This is a genomic window from Actinomycetospora termitidis (assembly GCF_030286555.1).
GTDB lineage: Bacteria > Actinomycetota > Actinomycetes > Mycobacteriales > Pseudonocardiaceae > Actinomycetospora > Actinomycetospora termitidis.
Window position 1 is genome coordinate 51,437 of record NZ_JASVWF010000005.1, and the last position, 26,111, is coordinate 77,547.

Below are 26,111 nucleotides of genomic sequence, written 5' to 3' on the forward strand. Positions count from 1 at the left end.
CCCGTCCGTCCTAGACGCGAACGCCGAACTCAGCCTTCGGGCGGGACAGAGGCACGTGCGGCCTCCGCTGCGCCACGCAGGTGGTCGGCGAGCACGTCGGTCCCGTCGGCGGGACGGGCTCCGCGCCGCAGCGCCAGCGTCCGGCGGGCCCACGGGTCGCGGAGGTCCGCCACGGTGAGCCCGAGTGCCGGGTCCACGACGTGCCGGGGCACGACGGCCAGCCCCACCCCCGCGGCCGCCAGCCCGACGACGGCCGTGAGCCCGACGGCCCGCCCGCGGTAGCGCACCAGCGGGGCCCGGTCCCCCAGGTTCGCCTCCAGGGTCTGCTGCAGTGGCGACTCGACCGGCAACCCGACCATCGGGAACTCGGCGATCTCGGCGAAGGAGACCGGCCCGTCGCCCAGCTCGACCCCCGACGCACCGACGACGACCAGCGAGTCGTCCCCGAGCCGGTCCTCCGGCGGCACCGGGCCGTCCGAGATCACCACCCCCAGGTCGGCCTCCCCCTCGGCCAGCACCCGCACCTGGTCGGCGCTGCGCCGCTCGGCGGTGACGACGTCGAGGTCGGGGCGGGCGGTCAGGAACGAGACCAGGGCCCGCGGCACGAGCCGCTGCATCGCGGAGCTGCCCGCGAGCAGGGTGAGGCGTCCGGTCGCCGGGCGGCTGTACGCCGCCACCGCACCGTCCAGGCGCCGCACCCCGGCGACCACCTCCCGGGCGTGCCGGCCGAACGCGACGCCGGCCGGGGTGGGCCGGACCCCACGCCGGCCCCGCACGAGCAGCTCCACCCCGACCCGGGACTCCAGGCCCCGGACCCGCGCGCTCGCGGACGGCAGGCTCAGCGGCAGCCGGGCCGCCCCGGCCGTGATCGACCCCTCGTCGAGCACGGCCACGAACAGCGTGAGGTCGAGCAGGTCGTACACCGACCGGAGACTACGGCCAGACCGAAGCCTGGACCACGCCGGCCAGCACGGCCAGGAGCGCGGCCGCCGTCCGCACCCGGTGCGCCCGCGTCCACGGGCCGACGAAGCGCTCCCACGGGCCGCCGGCCGCCAGCCCGTCGTTGAGTGGCACGTTCACCGCCATCGTCACGACGAGCCCGCCGACCTGGAGCACTGCCGCCGCGACCGTCCACGGCGTCGGCTCCACGACCGCGGCGACCACGGCGAGTACCGGCGCGCCGAACAGCAGGGCGAGGAACGACGGCCGCACGATCGCGACGTTGATCGCACGCATGGTCTCCGCCGGGTCGTCCGGCGCCCCGACCGGCACGCGGGACCGCCGCAGGGCCGGCATCACGGCCAGGTCGAAGGCGAGGTACACCCCGGCGAGGACACCGCCGGCCACGGGTGCGACCACCCCGAGGACGCTCATCGGGCACCCGCCGTCGGGAAGGCCGCCGCGAGCGCCGTCGCGAACGGGCGTGCCGGACGCCCGAGGGCCTGCGCCACGCCGTCGGTGGGACGGACGTTGCGCCCGTCGAAGAGCTCGGCGAACAACCCGGTGATCCCGGCGGCGTCCTCGTCGGGCAGCCCCACCCCGACCAGATCGGCGTGGAACTCCTCCGGGGTCACCGGCTCGTACACCACCTCGCCGCCCGTGAGTCGCGTGAGCTCCGCGGCGACCTCCCCGAACGTGAGCGCCTCGGGCCCCGTCAGCTCGTGGACGCCGGTGGTCAGGTCCCCGAGCAGGCCGGCCGTCGCCACGTCGGCGAGGTCCTCCAGGTCGACGAAGGGCTCGGGCACGTCCCCGGCGGGCACCCGCAGGATCCCGGCGGCGACCGATTCGGCGAACAGGTCCTCGGTGAAGCCCTGGGCGAAGAACGCGGCGCGGACGACGACGGTCGGCAGGCCCGCGGCGGCGACGGCCTCCTCGGAGCGGACCGCGCCGGACTCCCCGCGCCCGGTCAGCAGGACCAGCCGGCCCACCCCGGCGTCCGCCGCGGCGCCGGCGAAGGCCCCGAGCACGGCGTCGGCCCCCGGGAAGCCGGCGTCGGGGGCGTACGCCAGGTAGACCGCGGCCGGCGGTCGGCCCTCGGCGTCGGGCGCGAGGACGGCGGGCCAGGTGGCCGGGTCGGCCCAGTCGTGCCGGGGCGCGGAGGTGCGGCCGACGGCGCGGACCTCGCTCCCGGCGGTGTGCAGACGGTGGACGATGCGGCGGCCGGTCTTGCCGGTGGCGCCGGTGACGACGATGAGCATGGACCCATTCCAGCCGCGACCGGCTGGACTCTCCATGATTGCAACGCGCCCCCGCATGCGCGATCGTCTCACCGTGGACCACGTGACCGGCCTCCTCGACGGGCCGCGCGCCCGCGGCGCGTTCCTGCTGCGCTGCCTGCTCGAGCCGCCGTACGCCGTGCGGATCGAGGACGGGGCACCGCTGACGCTCGTCGTCGTCACGCGCGGGACGACCCGGTTGCGCTCCGACGACGGGACCGTCGCCGACGCGGGGCCCGGCGACGTGATCGTCCTGCGGGGCCCGACGCCCTACACCGTGGCCTCCGACGACCGTGTCGCGCTCCAGGCGGTGATCGGCCCGGACGAGCGGTGCAGCATTCCCCCGGGCGCGGTCCGCCCTCCGGGCGAGCTGGGCGTCCGGACCTGGGGGCACGGTCCGGACGCGGCGACCGCGATGCTCGTCGGCACCTACCCGGTCGGCGGGGAGATCGGAGCGCGCCTGGTGCGGTCGCTGCCCGCGGTCACCGTGCTGCACCCCGAGGATCTGGACCACGCGCCCGGCCCGCTGGTGGGGTTGCTCGACGGCGAGCTCGACCGCGACGCCGCGGGGCAGGACGTCGTCCTCGACCGCGCGCTCGACCTGCTGCTCGTGACGGTGCTGCGCGCGTGGTTCGCGGGTCCGGCCGCTCCGTCCGCGGCGCTCGCCCGCCGGGACCCGACCGTCGGACCGGCGCTGCGGGCGATGGAGGCCGACCCGGCGCGCGGCTGGACGGTCGACGTCCTCGCCCGCGGTGCCGGGCTCTCCCGCGCGGCCCTCGCGCGCCGGTTCACCACCCTGGTCGGCGAGCCACCGATGGCGTGGCTGACCGACCTGCGCCTCTCCCTCGCCGCCGACCTGCTCCGCGGCACCGACCTCACGCTCGCCGTCATCGCCGACCGCGTCGGCTACGGCAGCCCCTTCGCGCTCTCCACGGCGTTCCACCGCGAGCGGGGAGTGCGGCCCGCGGCGCTGCGGGCGGGATGAGGAGGGCGGGATGATCGCCCCATGCGCAGCATGCTCGTCACCGGAGGCAGCCGCGGGATCGGTGCGGCCACGGCGCGGCGGGCGGCCGCCGCGGGCTGGGCGGTGTGCCTGACCTACCGCTCCGACCAGAACGCCGCGGCCGCCGTCGTCACCGCGATCGAGAGCCAGGGCGGACGGGCCGCCGCGATCCGGGCGGACGTCGCGGTCGAGGCCGACGTCGTCGCGGCCGCGGAGGCGGCCACCACGCTCGGCCCGCTGGGCGCCGTCGTCGCGAACGCGGGCGTCGTCGGGGAGAAGACCCGCGTCGACGAGCTGACCGTCGAGCGGGTCACCGCGATGCTCGCCACCAACGTCACCGGCGCGATCGTGACCTGCCGCGAGGCGGTCCGGCGGATGTCCACCGCCCACGGTCACGACGGCGGGTCGATCGTCCTGGTCTCCTCCGCGGCGGCCCGGTTGGGCTCGCCCGGCGAGTACGTGGACTACGCGGCGTCGAAGGCCGCCGTCGACACGCTGGGCGTCGGGCTCGCGAAGGAGGTCGCGGGCGAGGGCGTCCGGGTCAACGTCGTCCGCCCGGGGATCGTCGACACCGACCTGCACGCCTCCGGCGGTCAGCCCGACCGGGTCGCCCGCCTCGGTCCCGCCGTCCCGGTGGGGCGCGCGGGCACCGCGGACGAGATCGCCGCGGCGATCGTGTGGCTCGCCTCCGACGAGGCGTCCTACGCGACGGGGAGCATCCTCGACGTCGCCGGCGGCCGGTGAGATCCGGGCCGTGACGGCAAGCGCTTGCGCTCCTAGGGTGGGCGGATGAGCGCCGACGCTGTCGCCCTGAACCGCGCCTCGTTGCCGGAGCTGGGGATCCCGGTCCCGGACTACGACCGGGACGCCCTCGAGGTCGGCATCGTCCACGTCGGGGTCGGCGGCTTCCACCGGGCGCACCAGGCCATGTACCTCGACCGGCTGTTCAGCGCGGGGCACGACCAGGGGTGGGCGCTGTGCGGCGTCGGCGTCCTGGAGGCCGACCGCGCGATGGGCGAGGTCATGGCGCGGCAGGACGACCTGTACACGCTGGTGCTCAAGCACGCGGACGGCTCGCGGGAGCCCCGGGTGATCGGCTCGATGGTCGACTACCTCGTCGCCCCGGACGACCCGGAGGCGGTGCTGGACCGCATGACGGACCCGGCGACCCGGATCGTGAGCCTGACCGTCACCGAGGGCGGCTACCACGTCAACACGGCGACCGGGGAGTTCGACGGCTCCGAGGCGAGCGTCGCCCACGACATCGCCCGGGAGTCCGGCACCGTGCCCCGCTCCGCCTTCGGCTACCTGGTCGAGGCCCTGCGCCGGCGGCGCGCGGACGGGACCGGCCCGTTCACCGTCATGAGCTGCGACAACATCGCGGGCAACGGCGACGTCGCGCACCGCATGATCACCGCCTTCGCCCGCGCCCGCGACGAGCAGACCTCCGACGACCTCGCCGACTGGATCGAGCGCGAGGTGCCGTTCCCGAACTCGATGGTCGACCGGATCACCCCGCGCACCACCGACGACGACCGCCGCGAGCTCGCGGAACGCTTCGGGGTGGACGACGGCTGGCCGGTGGTGTGCGAGTCGTTCACCCAGTGGGTGCTCGAGGACCGGTTCGCCGCCGGACGTCCGGCGTTCGAGGAGGCCGGCGTCCAGGTCGTGGCCGACGTCGAGCCGTACGAGCTGATGAAGCTGCGGCTGCTCAACGCCTCCCACCAGGCGATCGCCTACCTCGGCTACCTGGCCGGCTACCGCTACGCCCACGAGGTGTGCTCCGACGACGAGTTCGTCCGCTTCGTGCGCGGCTACATGGACGACGAGGCCACGCCCACCCTGCTGCCGGTGCCGGGCGTCGACCTCGACGACTACAAGGCGACGCTGATCGAGCGGTTCGCGAACCCGGAGATCAAGGACACCCTGGCCCGGCTGGCCGCCGAGTCGAGCGACCGCATCCCGCCGTGGCTGGTCCCGGTCATCCGCCAGAACCTGCGGGACGGCGGCGCCATCGAGCGGTCGGCGCTGATCGTCGCGGCCTGGGCGCGCTACGCCGAGGGGGTCGACGAGGCCGGCGAGCCGATCGAGGTCGTCGACACCGGCCGTGCCGAGGAGCGCACCGCGACCGCCCGGCGCTACCCGGACGAGCCGCTGGCGTTCCTGGAGGACCGCTCGCTGTTCGGCGACCTGATCGACGACGCGCGGTTCACCGACGCCTACCGGCGCCACCTCGACCGGCTCCACACCGACGGTGCCCGCGCGGCACTCCGGGCGGTCCTCGACGGGTCCTGATCCGGGGCGGGAATGTTGCGCGTGCTAGCTTGTTGAACGATTCAGTACCGAGCACGCACCACCCGTGAAGGAGAACCCGTGGCCGTCCCCGACGCCGCCACCGAGCCCGTGACCGACCCGTACGTCACCCGCGCCACCCCGCGCGCCCCGGAGTCCGAGCAGGCCCGCGACGCGCTGATCGACTCGGAGACCGCCGAGCTGACCCAGCTGCTCGACCGCATCGACGGCCTGACCTACGAGGCCCGCCGACGCCTGCGCCGCCTCGAGTCCCATCGCCGGGGGGTCGCCGTGCAGTGGACCGACCTGCACGGCTGACCCGACCCGGCGTCGGGAGGCGTCAGGACCCGAGGCGCTCCCCCGACGAGGCGTCGAAGGCGTGCACCGCGTCCGGGTCGACCCGGACCGCGATCGTCTCGCCGTAGCGCACCTTCGTCCGGCCGGGCCCCCGCACCACGAGCGTGGTGTCGGGGTGCTCGGCCATGTGCGCGTACAGGTAGGACTCGCTGCCGAGCTCCTCGACGACGTCGACGACGGCCTTGACGCCGTCGCCGTCGCCCCCGATCGACAGGTCCTCGGGGCGCACACCGATCGTGACGGTGTCCGCGGAGCCGGCCGCGTCGGCGACCTCCCGGGCCAGCGGGACCTGCGTCCCGCCCAGCGTCACCGCGCCGTTCGCGCGCCGCAGGTCCATCAGGTTCATCGCCGGCGAGCCGATGAAGCCCGCCACGAACGCGTTGACCGGGTGGTCGTAGAGCTCCGAGGGCGTCGCGTACTGCTGCAGCTTGCCGTGGTTGAGCACCGCCACCCGGTCGCCCATCGTCATCGCCTCGACCTGGTCGTGCGTGACGTAGACCGTGGTGACGTCCAGGCGGTTCTGCAGCCCGGCGATCTGCGCGCGGGTCTGCACGCGCATCTTCGCGTCCAGGTTGGACAGCGGCTCGTCCATGAGGAAGACCTGCGGCTCGCGGACGATCGCCCGGCCCATCGCGACACGCTGGCGCTGGCCACCGGAGAGTGCCTTGGGCTTGCGGTCGAGGTACTCGGTGAGCCCGAGGATGTCGGCGGCGTCGTTCACCCGCTTCGACTGCTCGGACTTGTCCATCCCGCGCATCTTGAGCGGGAAGGCCATGTTGTCGCGCACCGACTTGGACGGGTAGAGCGCGTAGCTCTGGAACACCATCGCGATGTCCCGGTCCTTGGACGGGACGTCGACCACGTCCCGGCCGTTGATGCGCAGATGCCCCTGGTCGATCGGCTCCAGGCCCGCCAGCATGCGCAGGGCCGTCGACTTCCCCGACCCCGACGGCCCGACCAGGACGACGAGCTCGCCGTCGTTCACGGTCAGGCTCAGCTTGTCGACGGCGGGCGTCGCGCCCGGCGTGTAGATGCGCGAGGCCTCGTCGAACACCACTTCGGCCATCAGTCTCGTCTCCCTACTTCACTGCGCCGAACGACAGACCCTGCACCAGCTTGTTCTGCGCCACCCAGCCGGCGATGATCACCGGCAGCGCCGCCAGTGTCGCGGCCGCCGAGAGCTGGGCGAAGTACAGACCCTGCGAGGTCACGAACTGGACCAGGAACGTCGGCATGGTGCCGGCGTTCGCCGAGGTCAGGTTGACCGCGAAGAAGAACTCGTTCCACGAGAAGATCACGCAGATCAGCGCCGTCGCGAAGATGCCGGGCGAGATGATCGGCAGGACCACCTCGCGCAGCGTGCGACCCAGCGACGCCCCGTCCATCGAGGCCGCCTCGAGCAGTTCGCTCGGGACCTCCAGGAAGAACGAGCGCATCATCCACACCGCGATCGGCAGGTTCATCGCGGTGTAGAGGACGATCAGCGTCCAGATGTTGTCCAGCAGACCCACGTTGTTGACCACGACGTAGATCGGCACGATCGCCGCGACGACCGGCAGCATCTTCGTGGAGATGAAGAAGAACAGGACGTCCTGGGTCTTCTCCACCGGGCGCATGGAGAGCGCGAACGCCGCCGGGGTCGCCAGGAGCAGCACCAGCAGCGTCGAGATCACGGTCGCGCCCAGCGAGTTCGCGAGGTACGGCCCGATCCCGGCGTCGAACACCGTCGCGAACTGCTCGAAGGTCGGGGTGAACACGAAGGTCGGGGGGCTCGACTGCGCGTCGCCCTCGGTCTTGAACGCGGTGAGGACCATCCACAGCACCGGGAAGAAGAACCCGATGGCGAGGATCCAGGTCAGCGTGGTCAGCAGGACCGGGCCGGTCCGGGTGGAGCGGCGGATCTCCTGGTCCGCGGGCTCCGACGTCGCCGTGGCCGGCCCGCGCTCGGTGGTGGTGGCCATCAGTTGCTCCCCTCGGCCGCGCCGAAGCTGCGGAACACCAGGCGCAGCGCGAACGTCGCCACGATGATCGTCATGACCACGACCACGACACCCATGGCGGCCGACTGGCCGATGTCGAAGCCGAGGAACGCCCGCTGGTAGATGTAGAAGGGCAGGTTCGCCGACGCCGTGCCCGGTCCGCCCTGGGTGATCATGTAGACCGCGTCGAACGTGTTCACCAGGTAGATCGCGCCCAGGACGGTGCCCAGCTCGATGAACCGGCGCAGGTGCGGGAGCGTCAGCTCGCGGAAGATCGCCCAGGCCCCGGCGCCGTCCATCCGGGCGGCCTCGATCTGGTCGGTGGGCATCGACTGCAGGCCCGCCAGGAGCAGCAGCATCATGAACGGCGTCCACTGCCAGATCAGCGCGACCATCACCGACGCCAGCGGGAAGTCCGAGATCCACGCCTCCTCGCCGACCCCGAAGGGCGAGAGGACGAAGTTGATCAGGCCGTAGGTCGGGTCCAGCAGCGTCGTCTTCCACAGGAGGGCCGCCGCGACCGGGGTGATGAGGAACGGCGTCACCAGCAGGGTGCGCACCACGCCACGACCGATGAAGTGCCGGTTGAGCAGGAGCGCGAGCACGAGACCGAGCACCAGGGCGATCAGCACCGACCCGAGGGTCATGATCACGGTGTTCAGCGCGACGCCGCGGAACTGCGAGTCCTGGAAGACGCTGACGTAGTTGTCGAACCACACCCACTGCTGCGAGCCCGGGCGGACCAGGTTCCACGACTGCAGCGAGTAGAAGATCGTCAGCAGGAACGGGATCTGCGTGACGATGATCGTGAAGATCAGCGCCGGCAGCAGCGGCGCCCGGCGCACCCAGCCCTCGGCGCGCGCCGAGCGGGTCGGCGTCTGGCCCGGTGCCGGTGGCGGCCCGGACGGTGCGGGTGGACGTTCGAGGGTGCTGGTCATGGCTGGTAGCTCTCCCCCACCGTCGTCGCGTACGTCTGGGACTGGTCCAGCGCCTCGGCGGGCGTGATCTGCCCGGCGATCGCGGCGGACAGCTGCTGGCTGACCCGGGTGCCGAGGTCCTGGAACTCGGGGATGCGCAGGAACTGCACGCCCTGGTAGGGCACCGGCTCCACGGTCGGCTGCTGCGGGTTCGCCCGCACGATCGCGTCGCGCACGGTGTTGGCGAAGGCGCCGGCGGCCTGCTGGTACTGCGGGCTGTCGTAGGTCGAGGTGCGCGACCCGGGCGGCGCCGACTCCCAGCCCAGCCGGTTGCCGACGAGCTGGATGTACTGCTTGGAGGTCATCCAGCTCATGAACTTCCACGCGGCGTCGGTCCGCGGCGAGGTCTTCGGGATCGCCAGGGACCAGGAGTAGAGCCAGCCCGAGCTCGGCGTCGCGACGACGGGGGCGGGCACGAACCCGACGTTCCCGACGACCTTCGACTCCTCCGGGTCGATCACGGTGCCGGCCGCGGACGTGGAGTCGTACCACATCGCGACGTTGCCCTGGCTGAACGCGGTGCCGCACTCGGAGAACCCGGCCTGGGAGCCGCCCGCGATCCCGTGGTTGCGCGCCAGGTCGACGTAGAACTGGGTCGCCTGCTCGAACTGCGGGCTGGTGAGCTGCGCGTTCCACTGCGGGTCGTACCAGCGGCCGCCGAAGGTGTTCACCACGGTGTTGAACGGGGCCATCATCTCGCCCCACCCGGGCTTGCCGCGCAGGCAGATGCCCGCGGTGCTGCCGCCGCGCGACCGGTCGTCGAGCCGCGTCGCCGCGTCCGCGACCTGCTGCCACGTCGGCTGCGGGGGCATCGTCAGGCCGGCCTGCGCGAACAGGTCGGTGCGGTACATCAGGAACGACGACTCGGCGTAGAACGGCACCGAGTACATCCGGCCCTCGTAGGAGAGCGCGTCGCGCACGGTGGGCAGGAAGTCGTTCCGGTCGTAGCCGGGGGTCTGCGCCATCAGCGGCTCGAGGTCGGTCAGCCAGCCGTTCTGCGCCCACTGCGGGGTCTCGTAGTTCGAGATCATCACGACGTCGAACTCGCCGCCGCCGGTGGCCACGGACGCGGTGATCTTGGCGCGGGCCTCGTTCTCGGAGAGCGAGACGAACCGCAGCCGGATGCCGGGGTTCTCCCGCTCGAACTCGGGCGCGAGCGTGATCGCGTCCTCCATCTGCGGGTTGGAGATGATCGCGACCGTCACGGTCTCGACACCCTCGGCCTGGCCCAGTGCGCCGGCCCCGGAGCACCCCGCCACGAGGGCGAGCAGGGCCGTCGCGAACAACGCCAGCGCAGGTCTCCCACGCCGTGGCACTCGTCCCGGAGTCCGTCCGCGCACGCCCCGCCCCCGTCCCCGTCGACTGAGTGACGTGGTTCACCCCCACATCACGTCGGGCGACCGTAGGACTCCGATACGTACCGACGCAAGCGCTTGACCGTTCCGGTTCGGACTGCCCGTCCGAACGGTCCGCTCCCCCTGCGCCCCGGCGAGGAGCATCATCGGCGCGGCAGGGCCGCAGAGGAGTTCAGGGACGGCGGACGGAGGGACGGCGTGGTCACGATGGCGGACGTCGCCCGGCGCGCCGGTGTCTCGACGGCCACGGTCTCGCACGTCCTGAACAACACCCGCGCGGTCAGCGCGGACACCCGTGCCGCGGTGATGGCGGCGGTCGAGGAGACCGCGTACACGCCGAACACCGTCGCGCGGTCGCTCGCGACCAACCGCACCACGACCCTCGGGCTCGTCCTCTCCGCGATCTCCAACCCGTACTTCGGCGAGCTGCTCTCCTCCGCGGAGTCCGCCGCCGCCGGCGCCGGGTACACACTGCTGCTGGTCGACCCGCACGAGGACCCGGAGTACGAGCGCACCGTCGTCGCCCGGCTGCACCACCACCGCGTCGACGGCGTCGTCCTCGCCCCGTCCGCCGAGCCGACGGCCGCGCTGGAGTACCTCGCCCGCCACGAGGTCCCGACGGTGCTGCTGGACCGGCTGGTCCCGGACGGCCTCGCGGCGTCGCTGGACCAGGTCGGCAGCGAGAACCACGACGCCACCGGCACCCTGACCCGCCACCTCGTCGACCACGGGCACACCCGGATCGCGCTCGTCGCCGGGCTCTCCGGGCTGACCACCACCGAGGAACGCTGCGCCGGGTTCGGCCGGGCGCTCGACGACGCCGGGGTCCCGCGCGACCCCGCGTTGGAGGTGTCCGGGGAGTCGGCGACCGAGCCGGCCCGGGCCGCGATGACGAAGCTGCTGGCGCTGCCCGAGCCGCCCACGGCCGTCGTCGTCGGGAACAACAGCATGACCATCGGCGTGATCGCGGCCCTGCGGGACGCGGGCGCGCGGGTGCCGGACGACGTGGCCGTGGTCGCCTTCGACGACTTCGCGTGGGCGGACCTGTTCTCGCCCCGCCTGACGGTGATGGCCCAGCCGTTCGACCGGATCGCGGCCGAGGCGGTGCGCCTGCTGCTGCGGCGCCGGGCCCAGCCGGACGCCCCGCTGGAGGTCCTGCGCCTCCCGCCGTCGTTCGTGGTCCGGGAGAGCTGCGGCTGCGACCGGTGAGCTGGTGTCGACGCCGGGTTGATGCTCACATGGGCGCATGCCCTCCTACGTCGCAGGCGTCGACTCGTCCACCCAGGCGACCAAGGTGGTCGTCGTCGATCCCGACGACGGGTCGGTGGTCCGCGAGGCCCGCCGCGCGCACCCGGAGGGCACCGAGGTCGACCCCCGCGCGTGGTGGACGGCGCTGACCGAGGCGCTCGGCGAGGTCGGCACCGACGACGTCGGCGCGATCGCGGTCGCGGGCCAGCAGCACGGCATGGTGCTCACCGACCAGCGCGGCGAGCCCGTCCGCGACGCGCTGCTGTGGAACGACAACCGCTCCGCCGACGCCGCCCAGGACCTGATCTCCGAGCTCGGGGGCGCCGCCGCGTGGGCGGATGCCGTCGGCACCGTGCCGGTCGCCAGCATCACCGCGACGAAGCTGCGCTGGACCGCGCGGGCGGAGCCGCAGAACGCCGAGCGGGCCCGGGCCGTGATGCTGCCCCACGACTGGCTCACCTGGCGGCTCCGGGGCGGCGCCCGCGCGGGGGTCGAGGCCGTCACCGATCGCGGAGACGCCTCCGGCACCGGGTACTGGTCGCCGCACTCCGAGGACTACCGGCCCGACCTGCTCGAGCTCGCCTTCGGCCGCGCGCTGGACGTACCCCGGGTGGCGGCGCCGGGCGAGGCGCTCGGGCGGGGTCACGAGCACGGGCCGGTGCCCGGCGCGGTGGTGGCGCCGGGCACGGGCGACAACATGGGGGCGGCCCTGGCGATCGGCACCGCGCCCGGGGAGCTGATCGTCTCGATCGGCACCTCGGGCACGGTGTTCGCCGCCGCCGAGAAGCCGACCGCCGACCCGAGCGGCCTCGTCGCCGGGTTCGCGGACGCGCGGGGCCGCTACCTGCCGCTGGTCTGCACCCTGAACGCGGCCCGGGTGCTCGGGGTCGGGGCGACGCTGCTCGGGGTCGACCCGGGCGGCTTCGACGAGCTGGCGCTGGCGGCGGAGCCGGGGGCCGGAGGGCTCGTGCTCGTCCCGTACCTCGAGGGCGAGCGCACCCCGGACCGCCCGGACGCCACCGGCACGATCGCGGGGCTGACCAACGCCAACGGCACGCGGGAGAACCTCGCGCGGGCCACCGTGGAGGGCATGCTGTGCGGGCTCGCGGCGGGCGTCGAGGCGCTCGCGGACGTCGGCATCGAGGGCTCGAAGGTCCTGCTGATCGGCGGCGGCAGCCGGTCCCGGGCGGTCTCGACGATCGCCCCCGCGGTGTTCGGCCTCGACGTCGAGGTGCTCGCGCCCGCGGAGTACGTCGCCCTGGGCGCCGCCCGGCAGGCCGCGTGGGCGCTCACCGGGACCGAGCCGGAGTGGCGGATCGCGCGCGACGCCGTGGTCGAGGCCACGGACGCCGACCGCGAGGCGGCCCGGCGGGTGCGGGAGGCCTACGCGACGATCACCGGGTGAGCGAACCCGCCGTCATCCCCCTCGCCGAGGACGACCTGGACCAGCCCGGCATCATCGCGCCGGGCGCGATGCGCACCCACGGGAACGTGCCGCCCGACGTGGTGCTGTGCTTCTTCCCCGAGGTGATGGCCGCGCTCGCGCAGGAGCACCCGGAGATCGCCGCCCTGCACTCGGAGAACGGCCGCTCCCCCGTGTACGGCGTGCCGCACGCCGACGGGCGCACGGTCGCGGTCGCGCACCCCGGGGTCGGCGCGCCGATGGCGGCGGCCAGCCTCGAGGAGCTGATCGTGCTCGGGGGCCGACGGTTCACCGCGGTCGGTGGGGCCGGGGTGCTGGTGCCCGACCTCGTGCTCGGGCACGCCGTGGTGGTGTCCTCGGCGCTGCGCGACGAGGGGACGTCGTTCCACTACCTCGCGGCCGGCCGTGTCGTCGACGCCGACCCGGAGGGCGTGGACGCGCTGGTGGCCGCCCTGCACGCGGCGGACGTCGCGCACACCGTCGGACGCACCTGGACCACGGACGCGGTGTACCGCGAGACCCGGACCCGCACCGATCGCCGTCGGGACGAGGGCTGCCTGACCGTCGAGATGGAGGCCTCGGCGCTCGTCGCCGTGGCCCGCTACCGCGGGGTGGCGTTCTCCCAGGTGCTGTTCGCCGGGGACTCGCTGGCCGGCGAGGAGTGGGACCACCGACGCTGGACCACGGCCGCCGAGGCCCGGGCCGCCCTCGTGGACGTCCTCGTCAGCTCCCGGTGACCAGGGTCAGCCCGAACTGGTTCAGGATCGGGCGCAGCGGCTGGAAGTAGCTGGTGCCGCCGCTCGTGCAGCTCCCGGTGCCGCCGGACAGGATGCCCTGGGCCTGCTTGGTGCCCGGGGCGAGGAACGACCCGCCGGAGTCGCCGGACTCGGCGCACGCGCTGGTCTGCGTGAGGCCCTGGACGACGACACCGCCGCCGTAGTTGACCGTGACGTTCTTCGCCTGGACCACCCCGCAGCGGTAGCCCGATGTCGAGCCGGACCGGCAGACCTGCGTGCCGACCGGCGCCTCGGTGGCCCCGGTGACCGTCGGGCCGCCCTGGACCTGGCCGCTGCCGCGCCAGGCCGCGGTGTTCGTCACCTGGATCAGCCCGTAGTCCGCGCTCGGCCACTGGGTGCGGACGACCCGGCCGATCTCCTGCCGGTTCGCGCCCGACCAGGTCGTCGAGTTCTGCGTGCAGTGGCCCGCGGTCAGCAGGTAGGTGGTGGTGCCGCGCCGCACCGACCAGCCGTCCGAGCAGCGCAGGCCGCTCGTCGTCGTGGTGCCGCCGGTGGTCTGCGAGCTGGTCACGGTGGTGATCGCGGACCCGCCGACCAGCGGTGCCGCCGCGAGGGGCTTCACCGGTGCGGACATCGGCTGCACCCGCACGGCCGAGGGGTTCTCGTCCGCGGCGAAGTCGGTCGCCGCCCGCGTGGCGGGCCCGACGACGGCGACCACGGTCTGGTTCGTGGCGGGATCGACGTACCAGGCGGTGACGTTGGCGGGGACGCGGCCACGCCGGGCGTCCATCCGCTGCTTCGCGGCCTGGCCGGCGCGTGGCTCGACCGACGTGTGCCGGTCGGTCGACCCCGGTCCCGACGGCAGGGGTGGCGGGGTGGGCCCCGGTGGTGCCGGTGCGGCGAGGGCGGGCACCGCGGTGGCGATGAGGGTCACCAGCGCGAGGGCGATCGCGGCCGACGCCGTCCGGGTGGGCTTCCTGACGGGCACGTGGGTCCTCCGGGTCGGGGCGGGCGCCCAGTCCGACGGACGCCTCCGGGGTGTGGACGTCGCACCGTCAGTGAGCGATCGAGCACGGTGTGTGTCGATCGGCGATCCATCAGCGTTACGCCGTTCGTACTAATCAGCAGCTCCACACAGCCTAGGGGTACGGCGGGCGGCGCGCCCGGGTCGTCCCCGGACGGGCGACGGGGACCAGCGGAGGGAATGCGCCGGGAATGGCGCACGGATCCGTCGTCGGGAATGGAGGACGGGTGTCGGGAAATAGTTTCCGGACGCCGTCGGAGCGCGATCGGGGGGCTCGGCTATCGTGACGGGCGTGGCCGACCGGTGGAGCCCGCGACCGAGCGGCGGAGGGGGCCGCCCGTCGTCGCCGTCGCGGTGGCCGTCCGGCTCGTGGTCCCGCGGGACACGTCGGCCCGGGGGCGAGGGTCCGCCGGCGGGCGGCCGACCCCGGCAGCCCGGCCGGTTCGCGGTCGGGCCCGGCTTCCCCTGGCCGCTGCTGTCGGTCGCCGCACTGGTCGTGACCAGCCTGTTGGCGTGGTTCCTGCAGCAACGCGCCGGGCTGCTCGGCCTGCTGTTCCCGGTCGGCTACCTGGTGGTGTGCCTGCTCGCGGTGTGCGCGGTCCGGGCCGACGGCGTGCTCGTGCCCGCCGTGCAGGCGCCGGTCGTGGCGTTCCTCGGGCTGGCCGTCTCCGCCGTCCTCTCCGGGAACGCGACCAGCACGACGCTGTTCGTCCTCGGGGTGTTCGCCCCGCTCGCACAATTGTTCTGGTGGATGCTCGTGGCGTTCGTCGCGTGCGCGATCCTCGGATTCCTCCGTCGCCGTGAGGCCGATCCGAGTTTCTCGGTACTCGGTGCCGTCCGCGGTGTGAGGAATGCGTGATGGCCGACGAGGAACCGGAGCGTCCCGGCCAGTTCCGCCTGCCCGGACGCCGCGCGACCCGTCCTGACGGCGGCGGTCCGGCGGCGGCCCCGTCCGGCGGTCCCGCTCAGCCCGGCCGTCCCGCCCAGCCCGGCGGTCCGGCTCAGCCCGGCCGTCCCGCCCAGCCCGGCCGTCCCGGGCCCTCCGGCTCGCCGCCCGCACCCCGCCCTGGTCCGGCGCCCGGCCCCGGAGGTGGCGGTGGTCCGCGGCCCGGCCCCGGGGCACCACCCGCCGGGGGTCGCGGCCCGGGCGGCCCGTCCGGTGGTCCGCCCCCTCCCCCGGGCCCACCCGTGGGAGCGGGCGCGGGGCCCCGTCGTCCCGCCCCCACCCCGACGCGCGTGGCTCCCGCCCCCGGCGTCGGGGACCCGGACGACCCTCCCGGCCGGGAGCACCCGCCGTCGGGAGGCCCGCAGGCGCTGCTGGAGCGGCTCCGTACCGTCGGGACGAACCGGGTGCTGCTGCTGGTCCTCGCCGCGGCGTCCGTGGTCGTGCTGCTGCTCTCCGGCGGCACGGTGCTGGCCGCCCGGACCTTCGACTCCGGGCTCTCGCGCGTCGACGTCATCTCGACGTCGTTCGGCTCGGTGTTCGGGACCGACCAGAACATCCTGCTCGTCGGGCTCGACACCCGGACCGACTCGTTCGGCAACCCGCTGCCCAAGGACGTCCTGGCCTCGCTCAACGCGGGCGGCAGCGATGCCGGCGGCGACTCGGCCGACACCATCATCGTCCTGCACATCCCCGGGGGCGGCGGTCCCGCGACGGGGTTCTCGATCCCCCGCGACTCCTACGTCGAGCTGCCGGACGGCTTCGGACAGCACAAGATCAACTCGGCGTACGCGTACGGGTCGAACGCCGAGCGCCAGAAGCTGCGGGCCGACGGGGTGAGCGGCAGTGAGCTCGCGGTGCAGTCCGGCGCGGCGGGCGCGCGGACGACGATCGGGGCCGTCGAGGGCCTCACCGGCCTCACGATCACCCACTTCGGCGCGGTCAACCTGGCCGGCTTCGCGCAGATCAGTGAGGCGATCGGCGGCGTGCCGGTGTGCCTGAACAAGGCCGTGAACGACTCGTTCTCCGGGGCGAAGTTCTCGGCCGGGCAGCAGACGGTGGCCGGCCCGCAGGCCCTCGCCTTCGTCCGGCAGCGGCACGGGCTCCCCGGCGGCGACCTCGACCGGGCCCGCCGCCAGCAGGTCTTCCTCTCGAGCATGGCCCGCACCGTGCTCTCGTCGGACACGCTGACCGACTCGACCAAGCGCAACGCCCTCGTCGACGCCGTGGACAAGGCGGTCACCGTCGACCGGCAGCTCGACGTCCTCGACCTCGCCGCCCAGCTGCAGGGCGTCAGCTCCGGCTCGATCGGGTTCCACACGATCCCGATCAAGTCCGCGAGCTACGACACCGAGGAGGACGGCGAGGCGGTGCAGGTCGAGCCGGACAAGGTCCAGGACTACATCTCCGACACGATCTCCGGCCGGACCGAGGAGACGCCCGCCCCGAAGGCCGCGGGAGGCTCGTCGTCGGGGGCCGCGTCCAGTGGTTCGTCCCCCGGGAGCCGGGCGCCGAAGACCAGCGCCGCGCCCGCGGTGCCGGCGGAGGACGCCGGGACCGCCGCCGCTCCGACGGTGCCCTGCGTCAACTGATCAGCCGACCTCCTCCAGGGCCCGCCCGTTGGTGAGCGGGCCGAGCAGGCCGACGTCCAGGCAGAGCAACACGATCAGCACCGCGGAGCCACCGAACACCCAGACCGGGCCCGCCGTCGCGAGCAGCGGGACGGCGATGAACGGCAGGACGACCGACGTGCCGCGCGACAGCGAGTAGGCGACGCCGGAGGCCGTGGAGCGGATCGACGTCGGGAAGATCTCGGCCTGGTAGATGTGGAACGCGTTCGAGAAGACGTTGCTCGCCGTCGTGAGCAGGAAGCCCGCCGCCACGATCAACCACGGTGTGGCCGCCGCCGCGAAGACGATGCCGAAGACCGCGATCGTGAGCGCCGACGCGATGATCAGGTACTTGCGTTCGAACCGCTCCACCAGGGGCACCGAGAGCAGCGAGCCGATCGGGTAGCCCGCGAAGCTCAGGGCCGCGTACCCGAGCGACTCGGTGACCTCGAACCCCTTCGCCACCAGCACCAGCGGCGCGAGCGTGCCGAAGCCGTAGTAGGCCACCGTCTGCAGGATCTGGAAGACGAAGAGCATGACGGTGCGCCGGCGGTAGTCGGTGAAGGCGATCCGCAGGACCTCGCCGGTGGACCGCTCGCGGCCCCGCTCGGTCGGCGCCTCGCGGGGCGGGAGGTCGTCCACCGCCTCCGGTCGCCCGACCTTCGCTGCGATCGCCCGCACCGTCGCCTCGGACTCCTCGAACCGTCCGCGCGACTCCAGCCACCGCGGCGACTCCGGGAGCACCCGCCGCATCACGATGACGAACAGCGCCCCCAGCGCACCCGCCACCAGCAGCCAGCGCCAGCCCTCGACCCCGGCGATCTCCTGCGCCGCGACCAGCTTGCCGCCGAGCAGCGCCGCGACCGGCACCCCGAGGAAACCGACGGTGTAGGCCCAGGCGATATAGCGCCCGCGGTGCCGGGCGGGGAGGAACTCGGCGAGGTAGGTGTCCACCAGCACCAGCTCGCAGCCCAGACCGATGCCCGCGAGGAAGCGCAGCGCCAGGAACGTCTCGATGTTCGGGGAGAAGGCGGCGAGCAGGCTGAACAGGCTGTAGGTCACCAGGTTCAGCAGGAACACCCGGCGCCGTCCGAGCCGGTCGGCCAGCACCGAGAGCACGTTCGCGCCCACGAACATCCCGAGGAAGCCGCTCGCGACGACGGCAGCCTTGCCGGCCGAGCCGAGCGCGAACTCCTTGGCGAGGATCGGGGCGAGCACCCCGCCGAGGAAGACCTCGTACAGGTCGAAGAACGAGCCGATGCCCACGAGCACGACGATCGTGCGGTGCCAGCGCGACAGCGGCAGGTTCTCCAGGGCCGCGCTCGCGCCGGCCGTCCGGAAGGATCCGGCGTCCGTGGCCATGCCGCGCCTCCTCGCGCTCGGTGCTGAGCGCAAGAAACTACGCCTCGGGTCAGGCGAGGTCGAACTGTTCCCGACGGCGGGTGGGGACGAGTTCGACGTACTCCGGGTGCTTGGAGATCCAGCCCCGGATGAACGGGCAGAATGGCAGGACCGCGAGCCTGCGCGCGCGGGCGTCGTCGAGGGCGGCGCGGGCGAGCTTGCCGGCGAGCCCCTGGCCGGCGTGGGCGTCGTCGACCTCGGTGTGGACGAACGCGATCGTCTCGCCGTCCCCGTGCGGGTCGGTGCGCAGCGCGTACTCCGCGAACCCTGCGGTCTCGCCGTCCACGCGGATCTCGTAGCGGTGCCGCTCGGGGACGTCGAGGACGTCGGGCTCGTCGGACATGTCGGGGGCCTCCTCGGTCATGCTGATCGGGTGCGACTCTATGTCGACCCCGTCTGCCCCTTCGCCTACCTCGCCCTGCGCTGGCTCGACGAGGTCGCGGCGCTCCGCGGGTTCGAGGTGGACGTCCGGATCATGAGCCTCGCGGTGCTGGGCGAGGCCGATCCGGACCGCGAACCGGAGTCCGCCCGCGGCACCGAGAGCGCGTGGCGACCGGTGCGGGTGGGGGTGGCGGTCGGAGAGCGGTTGCCGGAGTTCATGTCGCGCTTCGGCGGGCTCTACCACCGCGACGGCGTCCGGGGGCGGGACGAGGTCCTGCGGCAGGTCCTGGCCGCGATGGACCTCTCGTCGTCGCTGGGCGCGGCGGACGACGCGTCGTTCGACGACGAGGTGCGGCGCAGCCACGGGGAGGGCATGGAGCCGGTGGGACTGGACGTCGGGACGCCCGTGATCCACGTCGACGACGTCGCGTTCTTCGGTCCGGTGCTGGGCGCGGTGCCGCGCGGGCAGGACGCGCTCGACGTGTTCGACGGGGCGGTGGCGCTCGCCGGCGCCCCCGGCTTCTGCGAGCTCAAGCGGACGCGCTCGGGCGGTCTGTCGTTCAAGTGACCTCGATTGTGTCGCGGATCACATCAGCGCGGGTGGGCCGACCTGGGCTTTCTCGGGCGTGACTGTCGGGGGTTCGATCTAGTGTTCGAATCATGGCGGTCGAGGTGGGCTTCGCGGTGGACGGGTGGTCGTTCGACGACCCCCTGCCCGCGGTGCCGCTCGGGGACCCGGCCGGGTCCGTGGGGCAGGACGCCGAGGCCGGGTTGGTGGCCTGGCACCGCCGGCTGATCCACGACGAGTGGCGGGTGCTGTGCTGGATCCACCACGTAGCCCGGGCTCGGGCCGACCGGGTGGAGCGGGCGCTGGACCCCGATCCGCGGGCGGTCGGGGTCCCGTTGGGGTGGTCGGTGTCGATGGCCGCCTCGCGGGTCGAGCTGGCCGAGGGTGCGCTGGTGCGGTTGCCGCGCCTCGGTGAGGCGATGCGTGAGGGGCGGGTGCAGGAGTCGAAGGTGGCCCGGTTCGTCTCCGGGCTGCGCGACGTCACCGACGAGCAGGCCTCGACGGTGGTGGACCGGCTCGTCGAGGCGGCCCCGCGGCTGGGGGTGTGGGAGCTCGAGCAGCGGATCGCCGAGGCCGTGAAGGACGTCGACCCGCTGGGGGCCGAGAACCGGCGCCGGGCGGCGGTGGCGCGGGCGCGGGTCACCACGCGGATCGCGCCGTCGGGGGCGGCGGAGATCCACGGGTGGGACCTGGACCCGCAGATGGCGGTGCCGGCCTACGAGCGGCTCGCGGCGTTGGCCGAGGAGGTCTGGACCCGGCTGCGCGGCGCGGGCCAGGACGTGCCGGTCGGGCGGGTGCAGGCGCAGGTGATGCTGCGGTTGATGCACGGCTGCCCCGCCGGGGCCGACGACCTGGCGATCGTCGAGTACGTCACCGCCGAGCTGACCCACCCATCTGCCCACGACACCGACGACGGCCCCGACCTCGACGACGGCCCGGACGACGACGGCCCGGACGACGACGGCCCGGCCGACGACGGCCCGGCCGACGACGGCCCGGCCGACGACGGCCCGGCCGACGATCCCGATCTTGACGACGGCGGCCCGGACGACGACGGCCCGCAGGGCCCGGCCGACGGCCCTGGCGGCGAACCGCACGAGCCGGACGGCGGGCCGGTCGGCCCCGGTGGCCCCGGTGGCCTGGGCGACGGGCCGAGCAGCTCCGGCGATGACCGGCCCGAGCCGGATGTGCCCGATCTTGACGACCTCGCCCGCCCCTCCGATGACGGCAGCCCCTCCGACGGCCCTCGCAGTGCCAGCGAGCCCGGCGACGAACCGGATCTTGGCTCCAGTGGCTCCCCTGAAGGGGGTGGCCGCTCAGCTGCCCGCCCGGCAGGCGGACCCGGCGATGAATCCAGCGACGACGACCGCGTCGAGACAGGCGGCGCTGAGGCTCGCGGTGCGCAGGCCGCCGTTACCGACCGCGGCGCCACCAGTCCGAACGACACCGGTGTCCGGGGAGGGGCTGTGCGCGGGCGGGTCGACAACCCGCCCGGCGAGCAACTCGAACTCGACCCCGTCGAGGGCCCCGGTGACCCGCCGCGGTCGGGGTGGCGTCCCGGCGACCCACCACCGGCCCCACCGCCCCTGGACGAGCCGGACCCCAGGACCGACCCACCTCCGGGTGGGCGGTGGACCTCGCGTGGGCTGGTGTTCACGCCCTCGGTGCTGCGCACCACCCTGGGCACCGTGCTCGGTCTGTCCTGGGGCCACGGGCGCCTACCTCAGGGCGCCCTGACCGGCCTGGACGCCCACCACCTCGCGTGGACCCGCACCTGCGCCCAGTGGCGGGTGCTGCTCTACGACCCCGACGGTCGAATCGAACACGTCCTGCTCCTCCGCGCCCCGCACATGGCCCGAGCCGACCCCCGCTATCGCCGCCACATCGTCGAACTGACGGCGCACACCAGCGACCTCGACACCCTCGACCCGCACGACGAGCTGATCGGGGTGTACGCCGAGCTCGCCCGCCGCGCCCGCACCGCCCTGGCCGCCGCCCGCGCCCGCCCACCCGACCAGCACCCCGCGGCGACCCGCGCCGAAGCCGGCCACCGGTTCCCCGGCGCCGAGCTGACCCGCTGGATCCACGCCCGCGACCGGACCTGCCGGTTCCCGATGTGCACCCGACCCGCCGTGGCCGCCCAGATCGACCACACCTGGGATCACACCCTCGGTGGGCCGACCCAGGCCGACAACCTCGGCGCGCTGTGCCTCGGCGACCATCAGCGCAAACACGAACCGGCCACCGGCTGGACCGCGCACCAACCCCGAGCAGGACAGTTCGTGTGGACCTCTCCGACCGGCACCCACCACACCCTCGGCGCGCCGCGCTACCAGCCCCTGCCCCCCATACCGCGCCGCCCCTACGACCACGGCCTGACCGAGCCCTCGCACGCCCCTCGCCCCGACACACCATGGCGACCACGACGCGACAGACACGGCCGCATCACCGACGCCGCCCGCACCACCATCGCCGACATCGACCGCCGACGACGCGCCGAGCAAGGCCGGCCACCCAGCCCCTACGACGGCGACCCGCCCTTCTAGTCGCCGAGAACGCCATGGGGTGTCCGCGATGTGCGGAGACACCGGCCGCCTTCGACCGCCGCCGCCGTGTATCCGTAGAGCTGTGAACCGCGAGCAGCTCCCCGCGTGGGCCGTCGAACCGGTCCACCTCGTCGAGCACGACCCGACGTGGGCGGCGAAGGCCGCCCGGTACGCCGGCGAAGTGCGCGCCCTGTTCACTGACCGCCTGCTCGGCGAGGTCCTGCACGTCGGCTCGACGGCGGTCCCCGGCTTGCCCGCGAAGCCGATCGTCGATCTGCAGGCGCGGGCCGAGCATCCGGCGACGGCGGTGGCGGCCGTTGTCGGAGCAGCCGGAACGACCGGCTGGCGGTTCGTCCCCCGCGAGCTCGACGACCGGCCCTGGCGCTGGTTCTTCGTGCGGGTCGACGACGAGGAGCAGACCCGCCTGGCCCACCTCCACCTGATGCCCCCGGGTGAGCCGCGGTGGGACCAGCAGATCCGCTTCCGCGACCGACTGCGCGCCGAGCCGGACCTCCGTGCCGAGTACGCCGCCCTGAAACGGCGCTCGGCCGAGGCCCACCACGACGACCGCGAGGCCTACACCGCGTCCAAGCAGGCCTTCATCCGGCGCGCGACATGACCCGGACAGCACGACGGCGGGCGCGACCGGAGTCGCACCCGCCGTCGGGAACAGCAGATCAGGCCTGGACGCTCTCCCGCGTCTCGACCGAGGCAGAACCGGTCGCCCGCTCGGCCAGGGCACCGAAGACGAGCCCCAGCAGGCCCCACACGATCGCCTGCGCGGTGATCGCGTAGACCCGGAACGAGTAGAGGAGGTCCGGGTCGAATCCGGGGAAGACGATCGTCCCCGCCGGGTCCCGCAGCGGCTGCGGGGTCTCCGAGTCGGCGGGCCCGTAGGTCGCGACGTTGGCGGCGAGTTCACCCAACGACGGCAGCACCGCCATGAGGATCCCGGACAGCACGATGTACGCCACGCCGCCCACGAGGACCGCGTTCCACAGCCCGAGGCGCTCCCGGAGGGCCCGGACGACGAACACCGCCGCGACGAGGAACACGATCGATCCGACGACCATCACCAGGAAGAGCCCCGACCGGTCGCCGATCGTCTCGTCGTGGCCGACGGCCGGCGGGTTCGCGGGGTACTTCACGAACGGCGTCGCGTAGAACGTCAGGAATCCGGCGCCGGCCACGAGCAGCGCCAGTACTCGCGGGCGCACCGACACCTTGCCCTGCAGCAGGGTGTAGACGACTGCGAACAACAGGCCCAGGGCGACGCCGGCCACGATCATCCCGACGCCGATGCCCCACACGCCCTGGACGGTCCGACTGAAGATCTCCGGACCCTCCTCGGGCGGCGCGATCCCCGCGGCCGCGTCGAGAGCGGCCTCGGCCTCGCCGCGCTCGCCCTCGTAGTCGATGGCCGCCTGGATCAGCGGCTCCGCGAACACGAGGGCGAACAGCCAGGCGACGACGCCCCCGACCGCGCCCGCGAGCGCGGCCCGGGGGACGACCGCCTTCGCGTGCATCAGTGGCACGGGAAGCCCAGGAAGTGCCGGGCGTCGTGCACGAACTCGTGGACCACCGTCGTGTTGCCGAAGAGCGAGGTGGCGGCGCCCTCGTCGAACCCGATGAAGTAGAAGAGCAGCAGGCCGACCACGAGCGAGCCGATCAGGTAGGGCATGTCGCCGACCGCGGTGGTCGCGGTGGCCCGCGCGCGTGCGGTGGCGCCGGCAGTGGTCACGGAGGTCTCCTCGGGGGTCGGGAAGCAGTACCGCGACGCTAGGTCCACTGATTCACACGGTCAATACCTCAGTAACCGATGAACTATCGGGAGACTCACGCCGGCGACAGGCGCCAGTCCCCCGCCGCCTCGTCCCACTCCATCCGCACCACGCCACGCGCCCGTGCCGCCTTCGCGAACGACAGGAACGACGCGAATCCGTAGGTCTTCTCGCTGAACCCCGGCCGCCGCTTGCGCACCTGGTCCTTCAGCCCCGACAGCGGCACCCCACCGCCCCGGGCCAGCTCCCCGACGACGTCGGCCAGCAGCCGGAACGCGTCGTCCTCGGCGGGTTCGTCCACCGGGAAGCTCACCTCGGGGTCACCGTGCGCCGAGCCCTCCCCCAACGCGACGATCCGGCGGTCGGCCAGGTGCCGCAGGAGCTCCCCGAACCCGCGGAACCCGTGCTCGGCCTCGTCGAAGGTGGGGTCCTGCCGCAGGATCGCGCGCTTGAGCCGCGACGCGAGCACCGGCCCGTCGCCACGGCGCGCGAGCCCGGACAGGGTCCGCGTGACGAGCCGGTCCACGGCCTCGTCGTCCGGGGTGCCGTCGGTCTCCGCCGGCTCCGCGGTCTTCCCGACGGCGGGTGCGGGCTCCTCCGCCGCCGTCGGCGCGGCCTCGACGAGACGGTCGTAGTAGAGGAACTCGTCGCACGCGGGCGGGAGCAGACGCGAGGTCGACGACGCCACCCCGATGCCGATGACCCGCTTGTCGAGCTCGCGGAGCTTGTGCACGAGCGGGGTGAAGTCGGAGTCACCGGTGCCGATGGCGAACGTCGTCACCCAGGAGCGCTCGTAGGCGATCTCGATCGCGTCCACGGCCATCTTGATGTCCGCGGAGTTCTTGCGGGAGCCGCCGAGTCGCTGCGGGATGTCGATCAGCTCCACCTGGGCGCGCGCGAGGAGCCGACGGTCGTCGTCGAACGAGGACCAGTCGGCGTACGCGCGCCGGGCCACGACGCGCCCGCGCACCGCGAGCGCGTCGGCGACGGGGCCGAGGTCGAACGGCGAGACCCCCAGCCCCTCCCTGGCCCCGATCGCGAGGTTCTCGTAGTCCAGGAGCAGGGCGATGCGCTCGTCGCGCTCGTCAGGGCTGGCGGTCATGGGGCACAGGGTGTCAGGGAACGATCTGCACCTGGTCGTAGACGTTCAGGGTGTCGAAGAACTTCTCCGACGCGTCGTGCGAGAGGTGCACGCAGCCCGCCGAGTCACGCTGCAGGCTCCCTTCGTGGAACGCGTCGCCCGGCGCGAAGAACACCGAGTTGTTCATCGGGGCGCCGTCGTACTCGTCGCTCGTGTGGTCCTTGTCCTTCCACATCACCGAGAAGGTGCCGGTCGGGGTCTCGTAGCCCTTGCCCCCGGTGGTGATCGGGACGGGCCCGTAGAGGACCTTGCCGTGGCCGTCGGTCAGCCAGGCCTTCTTCGCCGAGATGTCGACGCACGCCTTGGCGGTCGGGGCGCACGGGGTGGCGCTGTCGTTCGACGAGGCCGGCGCCGGGGCCGCCGCCGGGGCCGCGACGGCCGGCGCGCCCATGGCCAGCAGGCTCGCGCCCACGGCCCCGATCGATCCGACGCCCACCCGCAGTCGCGCGCCCGACCCACCTGTGAGGGAGGACGCGGCCCGGTGGTGACGACCCATGGTGTGGTTCCTTCGCGGTCGGTGATGCGGAGTGCTCGGCCCCTCCAACGCTCACGGAGCGAGTTCGTTGCGGCCGGGCGCCGAGGAGTGTGCACCGCGAGATCCCGCGATGATCAGCGGGGAACACCCTGCTGAGCAGGGCATCTGCCGAACTCCGGGCATCAACCGGACGTTCCGCCCGGGATGGTCGAAGCGGACGCTGCGTGATCGACCGGACGACACGCCGACGGATTCTGTGAGAACCCGGTGGATCGCGGAGGCAACCTGGTCCGGTTACCGCCGTGTGGGTGTGACGGAGCCGTCAGCCGGCGATCTCAGGCGACGACGCGTAGATCCACCCCGACGCTCGCCGCACTCTCGCGGGCGCACTCGACCACCCGGGCCTGCGGCGCGGGCAGCGGCTCGGCGTCGACGTGCAGCTCGAGGTCGAGGCCCGCACCCGCGGCGCGTTCGAGCGCGCTGTGCAGCCGGCAGCTCAGGGTCGCCGGGTCGGGCAGCTCGCCGCGCCCGTCGACCGGGAGACCGGGGCGCCGGGGAGCACACGTCGGGTCGAGTCCGGGGATCGCCTCGAGGGTCATGACGGCCTCCTCACCGGACCGGCGACGGGGAACGCCGGGCCGCGGCCCCGGGACG

At 73.7% G+C, this 26,111-nt stretch carries 27 protein-coding genes; 12 read left to right on the forward strand and 15 right to left on the reverse strand.

Annotated elements, in window-relative coordinates; translation table 11 throughout:
- Positions 1 to 29: 29 nt before the first annotated feature.
- The 3 genes from QRT03_RS20930 to QRT03_RS20940 are packed head-to-tail and all read right to left on the reverse strand — an operon-like array spanning position 30 to position 2,198.
- The gene (locus tag QRT03_RS20930) at positions 30 to 923 is read right to left on the reverse strand and encodes a LysR family transcriptional regulator (protein ID WP_286054989.1); all 894 of its coding nucleotides are present in this window, start codon (positions 921 to 923) and stop codon (positions 30 to 32) included.
- Positions 924 to 933: 10 nt separating this feature from the next.
- The gene (locus QRT03_RS20935; RefSeq protein WP_286054990.1) at positions 934 to 1,374 is read right to left on the reverse strand and encodes an anthrone oxygenase family protein; all 441 of its coding nucleotides are present in this window, start codon (positions 1,372 to 1,374) and stop codon (positions 934 to 936) included.
- Positions 1,371 to 2,198: a Rossmann-fold NAD(P)-binding domain-containing protein gene (locus QRT03_RS20940; protein ID WP_286054991.1), complete on the reverse strand. Its 828-nt coding sequence runs from the start codon at positions 2,196 to 2,198 to the stop codon at positions 1,371 to 1,373. The genes QRT03_RS20935 and QRT03_RS20940 overlap by 4 nt, the downstream gene beginning before the upstream one ends.
- Before the next feature lie 73 nt (positions 2,199 to 2,271).
- On the opposite strand from QRT03_RS20940, the gene QRT03_RS20945 reads away from it, so the two are divergent.
- The 4 genes from QRT03_RS20945 (at position 2,272) to QRT03_RS20960 (ending at position 5,829) form a co-directional block, all read left to right on the forward strand.
- Positions 2,272 to 3,201 carry an AraC family transcriptional regulator gene (locus QRT03_RS20945; protein ID WP_286054992.1) on the forward strand — a complete coding sequence of 310 codons (930 nt, stop codon included), beginning with the start codon at positions 2,272 to 2,274 and terminating at the stop codon, positions 3,199 to 3,201.
- A gap of 21 nt (positions 3,202 to 3,222) precedes the next feature.
- Entirely contained in the window at positions 3,223 to 3,963 is a 741-nt protein-coding gene (locus tag QRT03_RS20950) for an SDR family oxidoreductase (protein ID WP_286054993.1), read from the forward strand.
- Positions 3,964 to 4,008: 45 nt separating this feature from the next.
- Positions 4,009 to 5,514, forward strand: a complete 1,506-nt coding sequence (locus tag QRT03_RS20955) for a mannitol dehydrogenase family protein (RefSeq protein ID WP_286054994.1) — start codon at positions 4,009 to 4,011, stop codon at positions 5,512 to 5,514.
- A gap of 78 nt (positions 5,515 to 5,592) precedes the next feature.
- Positions 5,593 to 5,829, forward strand: a complete 237-nt coding sequence (locus QRT03_RS20960; protein ID WP_286054995.1) for a hypothetical protein — start codon at positions 5,593 to 5,595, stop codon at positions 5,827 to 5,829.
- Positions 5,830 to 5,851: 22 nt separating this feature from the next.
- On the opposite strand, the gene QRT03_RS20965 is transcribed toward QRT03_RS20960, so the two are convergent.
- The 4 genes from QRT03_RS20965 to QRT03_RS20980 are packed head-to-tail and all read right to left on the reverse strand — an operon-like array spanning position 5,852 to position 10,140.
- Complete coding sequence (locus QRT03_RS20965; protein WP_286054996.1) at positions 5,852 to 6,934, reverse strand: ABC transporter ATP-binding protein; 1,083 nt, start codon at positions 6,932 to 6,934, stop codon at positions 5,852 to 5,854.
- 13 nt (positions 6,935 to 6,947) lie between these two features.
- Positions 6,948 to 7,829 (reverse strand): carbohydrate ABC transporter permease, encoded by an 882-nt coding sequence (locus QRT03_RS20970; protein WP_286054997.1) that lies wholly within the window; start codon positions 7,827 to 7,829, stop codon positions 6,948 to 6,950.
- Positions 7,829 to 8,785 (reverse strand): carbohydrate ABC transporter permease, encoded by a 957-nt coding sequence (locus QRT03_RS20975; protein ID WP_286054998.1) that lies wholly within the window; start codon positions 8,783 to 8,785, stop codon positions 7,829 to 7,831. The genes QRT03_RS20970 and QRT03_RS20975 overlap by 1 nt, the downstream gene beginning before the upstream one ends.
- Entirely contained in the window at positions 8,782 to 10,140 is a 1,359-nt protein-coding gene (locus tag QRT03_RS20980; RefSeq protein WP_286054999.1) for an ABC transporter substrate-binding protein, read from the reverse strand. The genes QRT03_RS20975 and QRT03_RS20980 overlap by 4 nt, the downstream gene beginning before the upstream one ends.
- Positions 10,141 to 10,386: 246 nt before the next feature.
- On the opposite strand from QRT03_RS20980, the gene QRT03_RS20985 reads away from it, so the two are divergent.
- From QRT03_RS20985 to QRT03_RS20995, 3 genes are read left to right on the forward strand one after another with little or no spacing between them, the layout of a single operon-like run.
- Positions 10,387 to 11,388, forward strand: coding sequence for a LacI family DNA-binding transcriptional regulator (locus tag QRT03_RS20985; RefSeq protein WP_286055400.1), 1,002 nt, complete (start codon positions 10,387 to 10,389; stop codon positions 11,386 to 11,388).
- A gap of 37 nt (positions 11,389 to 11,425) precedes the next feature.
- The gene (gene xylB, locus QRT03_RS20990; protein WP_286055000.1) at positions 11,426 to 12,832 is read left to right on the forward strand and encodes a xylulokinase; all 1,407 of its coding nucleotides are present in this window, start codon (positions 11,426 to 11,428) and stop codon (positions 12,830 to 12,832) included.
- Positions 12,829 to 13,587, forward strand: a complete 759-nt coding sequence (locus QRT03_RS20995; protein ID WP_286055001.1) for a nucleoside phosphorylase — start codon at positions 12,829 to 12,831, stop codon at positions 13,585 to 13,587. Before xylB ends, QRT03_RS20995 begins: the two co-directional genes overlap by 4 nt.
- Here QRT03_RS20995 and QRT03_RS21000 read toward each other — a convergent pair.
- Entirely contained in the window at positions 13,574 to 14,575 is a 1,002-nt protein-coding gene (locus tag QRT03_RS21000) for a S1 family peptidase (protein WP_286055002.1), read from the reverse strand. The two genes, QRT03_RS20995 and QRT03_RS21000, sit on opposite strands and share 14 nt — an antisense overlap.
- A 328-nt stretch (positions 14,576 to 14,903) precedes the next feature.
- On the opposite strand from QRT03_RS21000, the gene QRT03_RS21005 reads away from it, so the two are divergent.
- Both QRT03_RS21005 and QRT03_RS21010 read left to right on the forward strand, forming a co-directional pair.
- Positions 14,904 to 15,470: a DUF6542 domain-containing protein gene (locus QRT03_RS21005; RefSeq protein ID WP_286055003.1), complete on the forward strand. Its 567-nt coding sequence runs from the start codon at positions 14,904 to 14,906 to the stop codon at positions 15,468 to 15,470.
- 377 nt (positions 15,471 to 15,847) lie between these two features.
- Positions 15,848 to 17,146 (forward strand): LCP family protein, encoded by a 1,299-nt coding sequence (locus QRT03_RS21010; protein ID WP_286055004.1) that lies wholly within the window; start codon positions 15,848 to 15,850, stop codon positions 17,144 to 17,146.
- Here the strand turns inward: QRT03_RS21010 and QRT03_RS21015 are convergent, their stop codons facing one another.
- Together QRT03_RS21015 and QRT03_RS21020 are read right to left on the reverse strand one after the other, a co-directional pair.
- Positions 17,147 to 18,526, reverse strand: coding sequence for an MFS transporter (locus QRT03_RS21015; protein WP_286055005.1), 1,380 nt, complete (start codon positions 18,524 to 18,526; stop codon positions 17,147 to 17,149).
- Between the two features lie 49 nt (positions 18,527 to 18,575).
- Positions 18,576 to 18,929 (reverse strand): GNAT family N-acetyltransferase, encoded by a 354-nt coding sequence (locus QRT03_RS21020; RefSeq protein ID WP_425604878.1) that lies wholly within the window; start codon positions 18,927 to 18,929, stop codon positions 18,576 to 18,578.
- 9 nt (positions 18,930 to 18,938) lie between these two features.
- Between QRT03_RS21020 and QRT03_RS21025 the strand changes: the two genes are divergently transcribed.
- From QRT03_RS21025 to QRT03_RS21035, 3 genes are all read left to right on the forward strand, one after another.
- Entirely contained in the window at positions 18,939 to 19,514 is a 576-nt protein-coding gene (locus QRT03_RS21025) for a mycothiol-dependent nitroreductase Rv2466c family protein (RefSeq protein WP_286055006.1), read from the forward strand.
- Positions 19,515 to 19,606: 92 nt separating this feature from the next.
- Positions 19,607 to 22,060 carry an HNH endonuclease signature motif containing protein gene (locus QRT03_RS21030; RefSeq protein WP_286055007.1) on the forward strand — a complete coding sequence of 818 codons (2,454 nt, stop codon included), beginning with the start codon at positions 19,607 to 19,609 and terminating at the stop codon, positions 22,058 to 22,060.
- Between the two features lie 82 nt (positions 22,061 to 22,142).
- The gene (locus tag QRT03_RS21035) at positions 22,143 to 22,679 is read left to right on the forward strand and encodes a GrpB family protein (RefSeq protein ID WP_286055008.1); all 537 of its coding nucleotides are present in this window, start codon (positions 22,143 to 22,145) and stop codon (positions 22,677 to 22,679) included.
- Between the two features lie 58 nt (positions 22,680 to 22,737).
- Here the strand turns inward: QRT03_RS21035 and QRT03_RS21040 are convergent, their stop codons facing one another.
- The 5 genes from QRT03_RS21040 to QRT03_RS21060 form a co-directional block, all read right to left on the reverse strand.
- Entirely contained in the window at positions 22,738 to 23,586 is an 849-nt protein-coding gene (locus tag QRT03_RS21040) for a CbtA family protein (protein ID WP_286055009.1), read from the reverse strand.
- On the reverse strand, positions 23,586 to 23,801 hold the full coding sequence (locus QRT03_RS21045; protein ID WP_286055010.1) for a CbtB domain-containing protein: 216 nt from the start codon (positions 23,799 to 23,801) through the stop codon (positions 23,586 to 23,588). Before QRT03_RS21045 ends, QRT03_RS21040 begins: the two co-directional genes overlap by 1 nt.
- Positions 23,802 to 23,896: 95 nt before the next feature.
- Positions 23,897 to 24,943 carry a PIN domain-containing protein gene (locus QRT03_RS21050; RefSeq protein ID WP_286055011.1) on the reverse strand — a complete coding sequence of 349 codons (1,047 nt, stop codon included), beginning with the start codon at positions 24,941 to 24,943 and terminating at the stop codon, positions 23,897 to 23,899.
- A gap of 13 nt (positions 24,944 to 24,956) precedes the next feature.
- Positions 24,957 to 25,478, reverse strand: a complete 522-nt coding sequence (locus QRT03_RS21055) for a L,D-transpeptidase (protein ID WP_286055012.1) — start codon at positions 25,476 to 25,478, stop codon at positions 24,957 to 24,959.
- A 314-nt stretch (positions 25,479 to 25,792) separates the two neighbouring features.
- Positions 25,793 to 26,056, reverse strand: coding sequence for a hypothetical protein (locus QRT03_RS21060; RefSeq protein ID WP_286055013.1), 264 nt, complete (start codon positions 26,054 to 26,056; stop codon positions 25,793 to 25,795).
- Positions 26,057 to 26,111 lie beyond the last annotated feature (55 nt).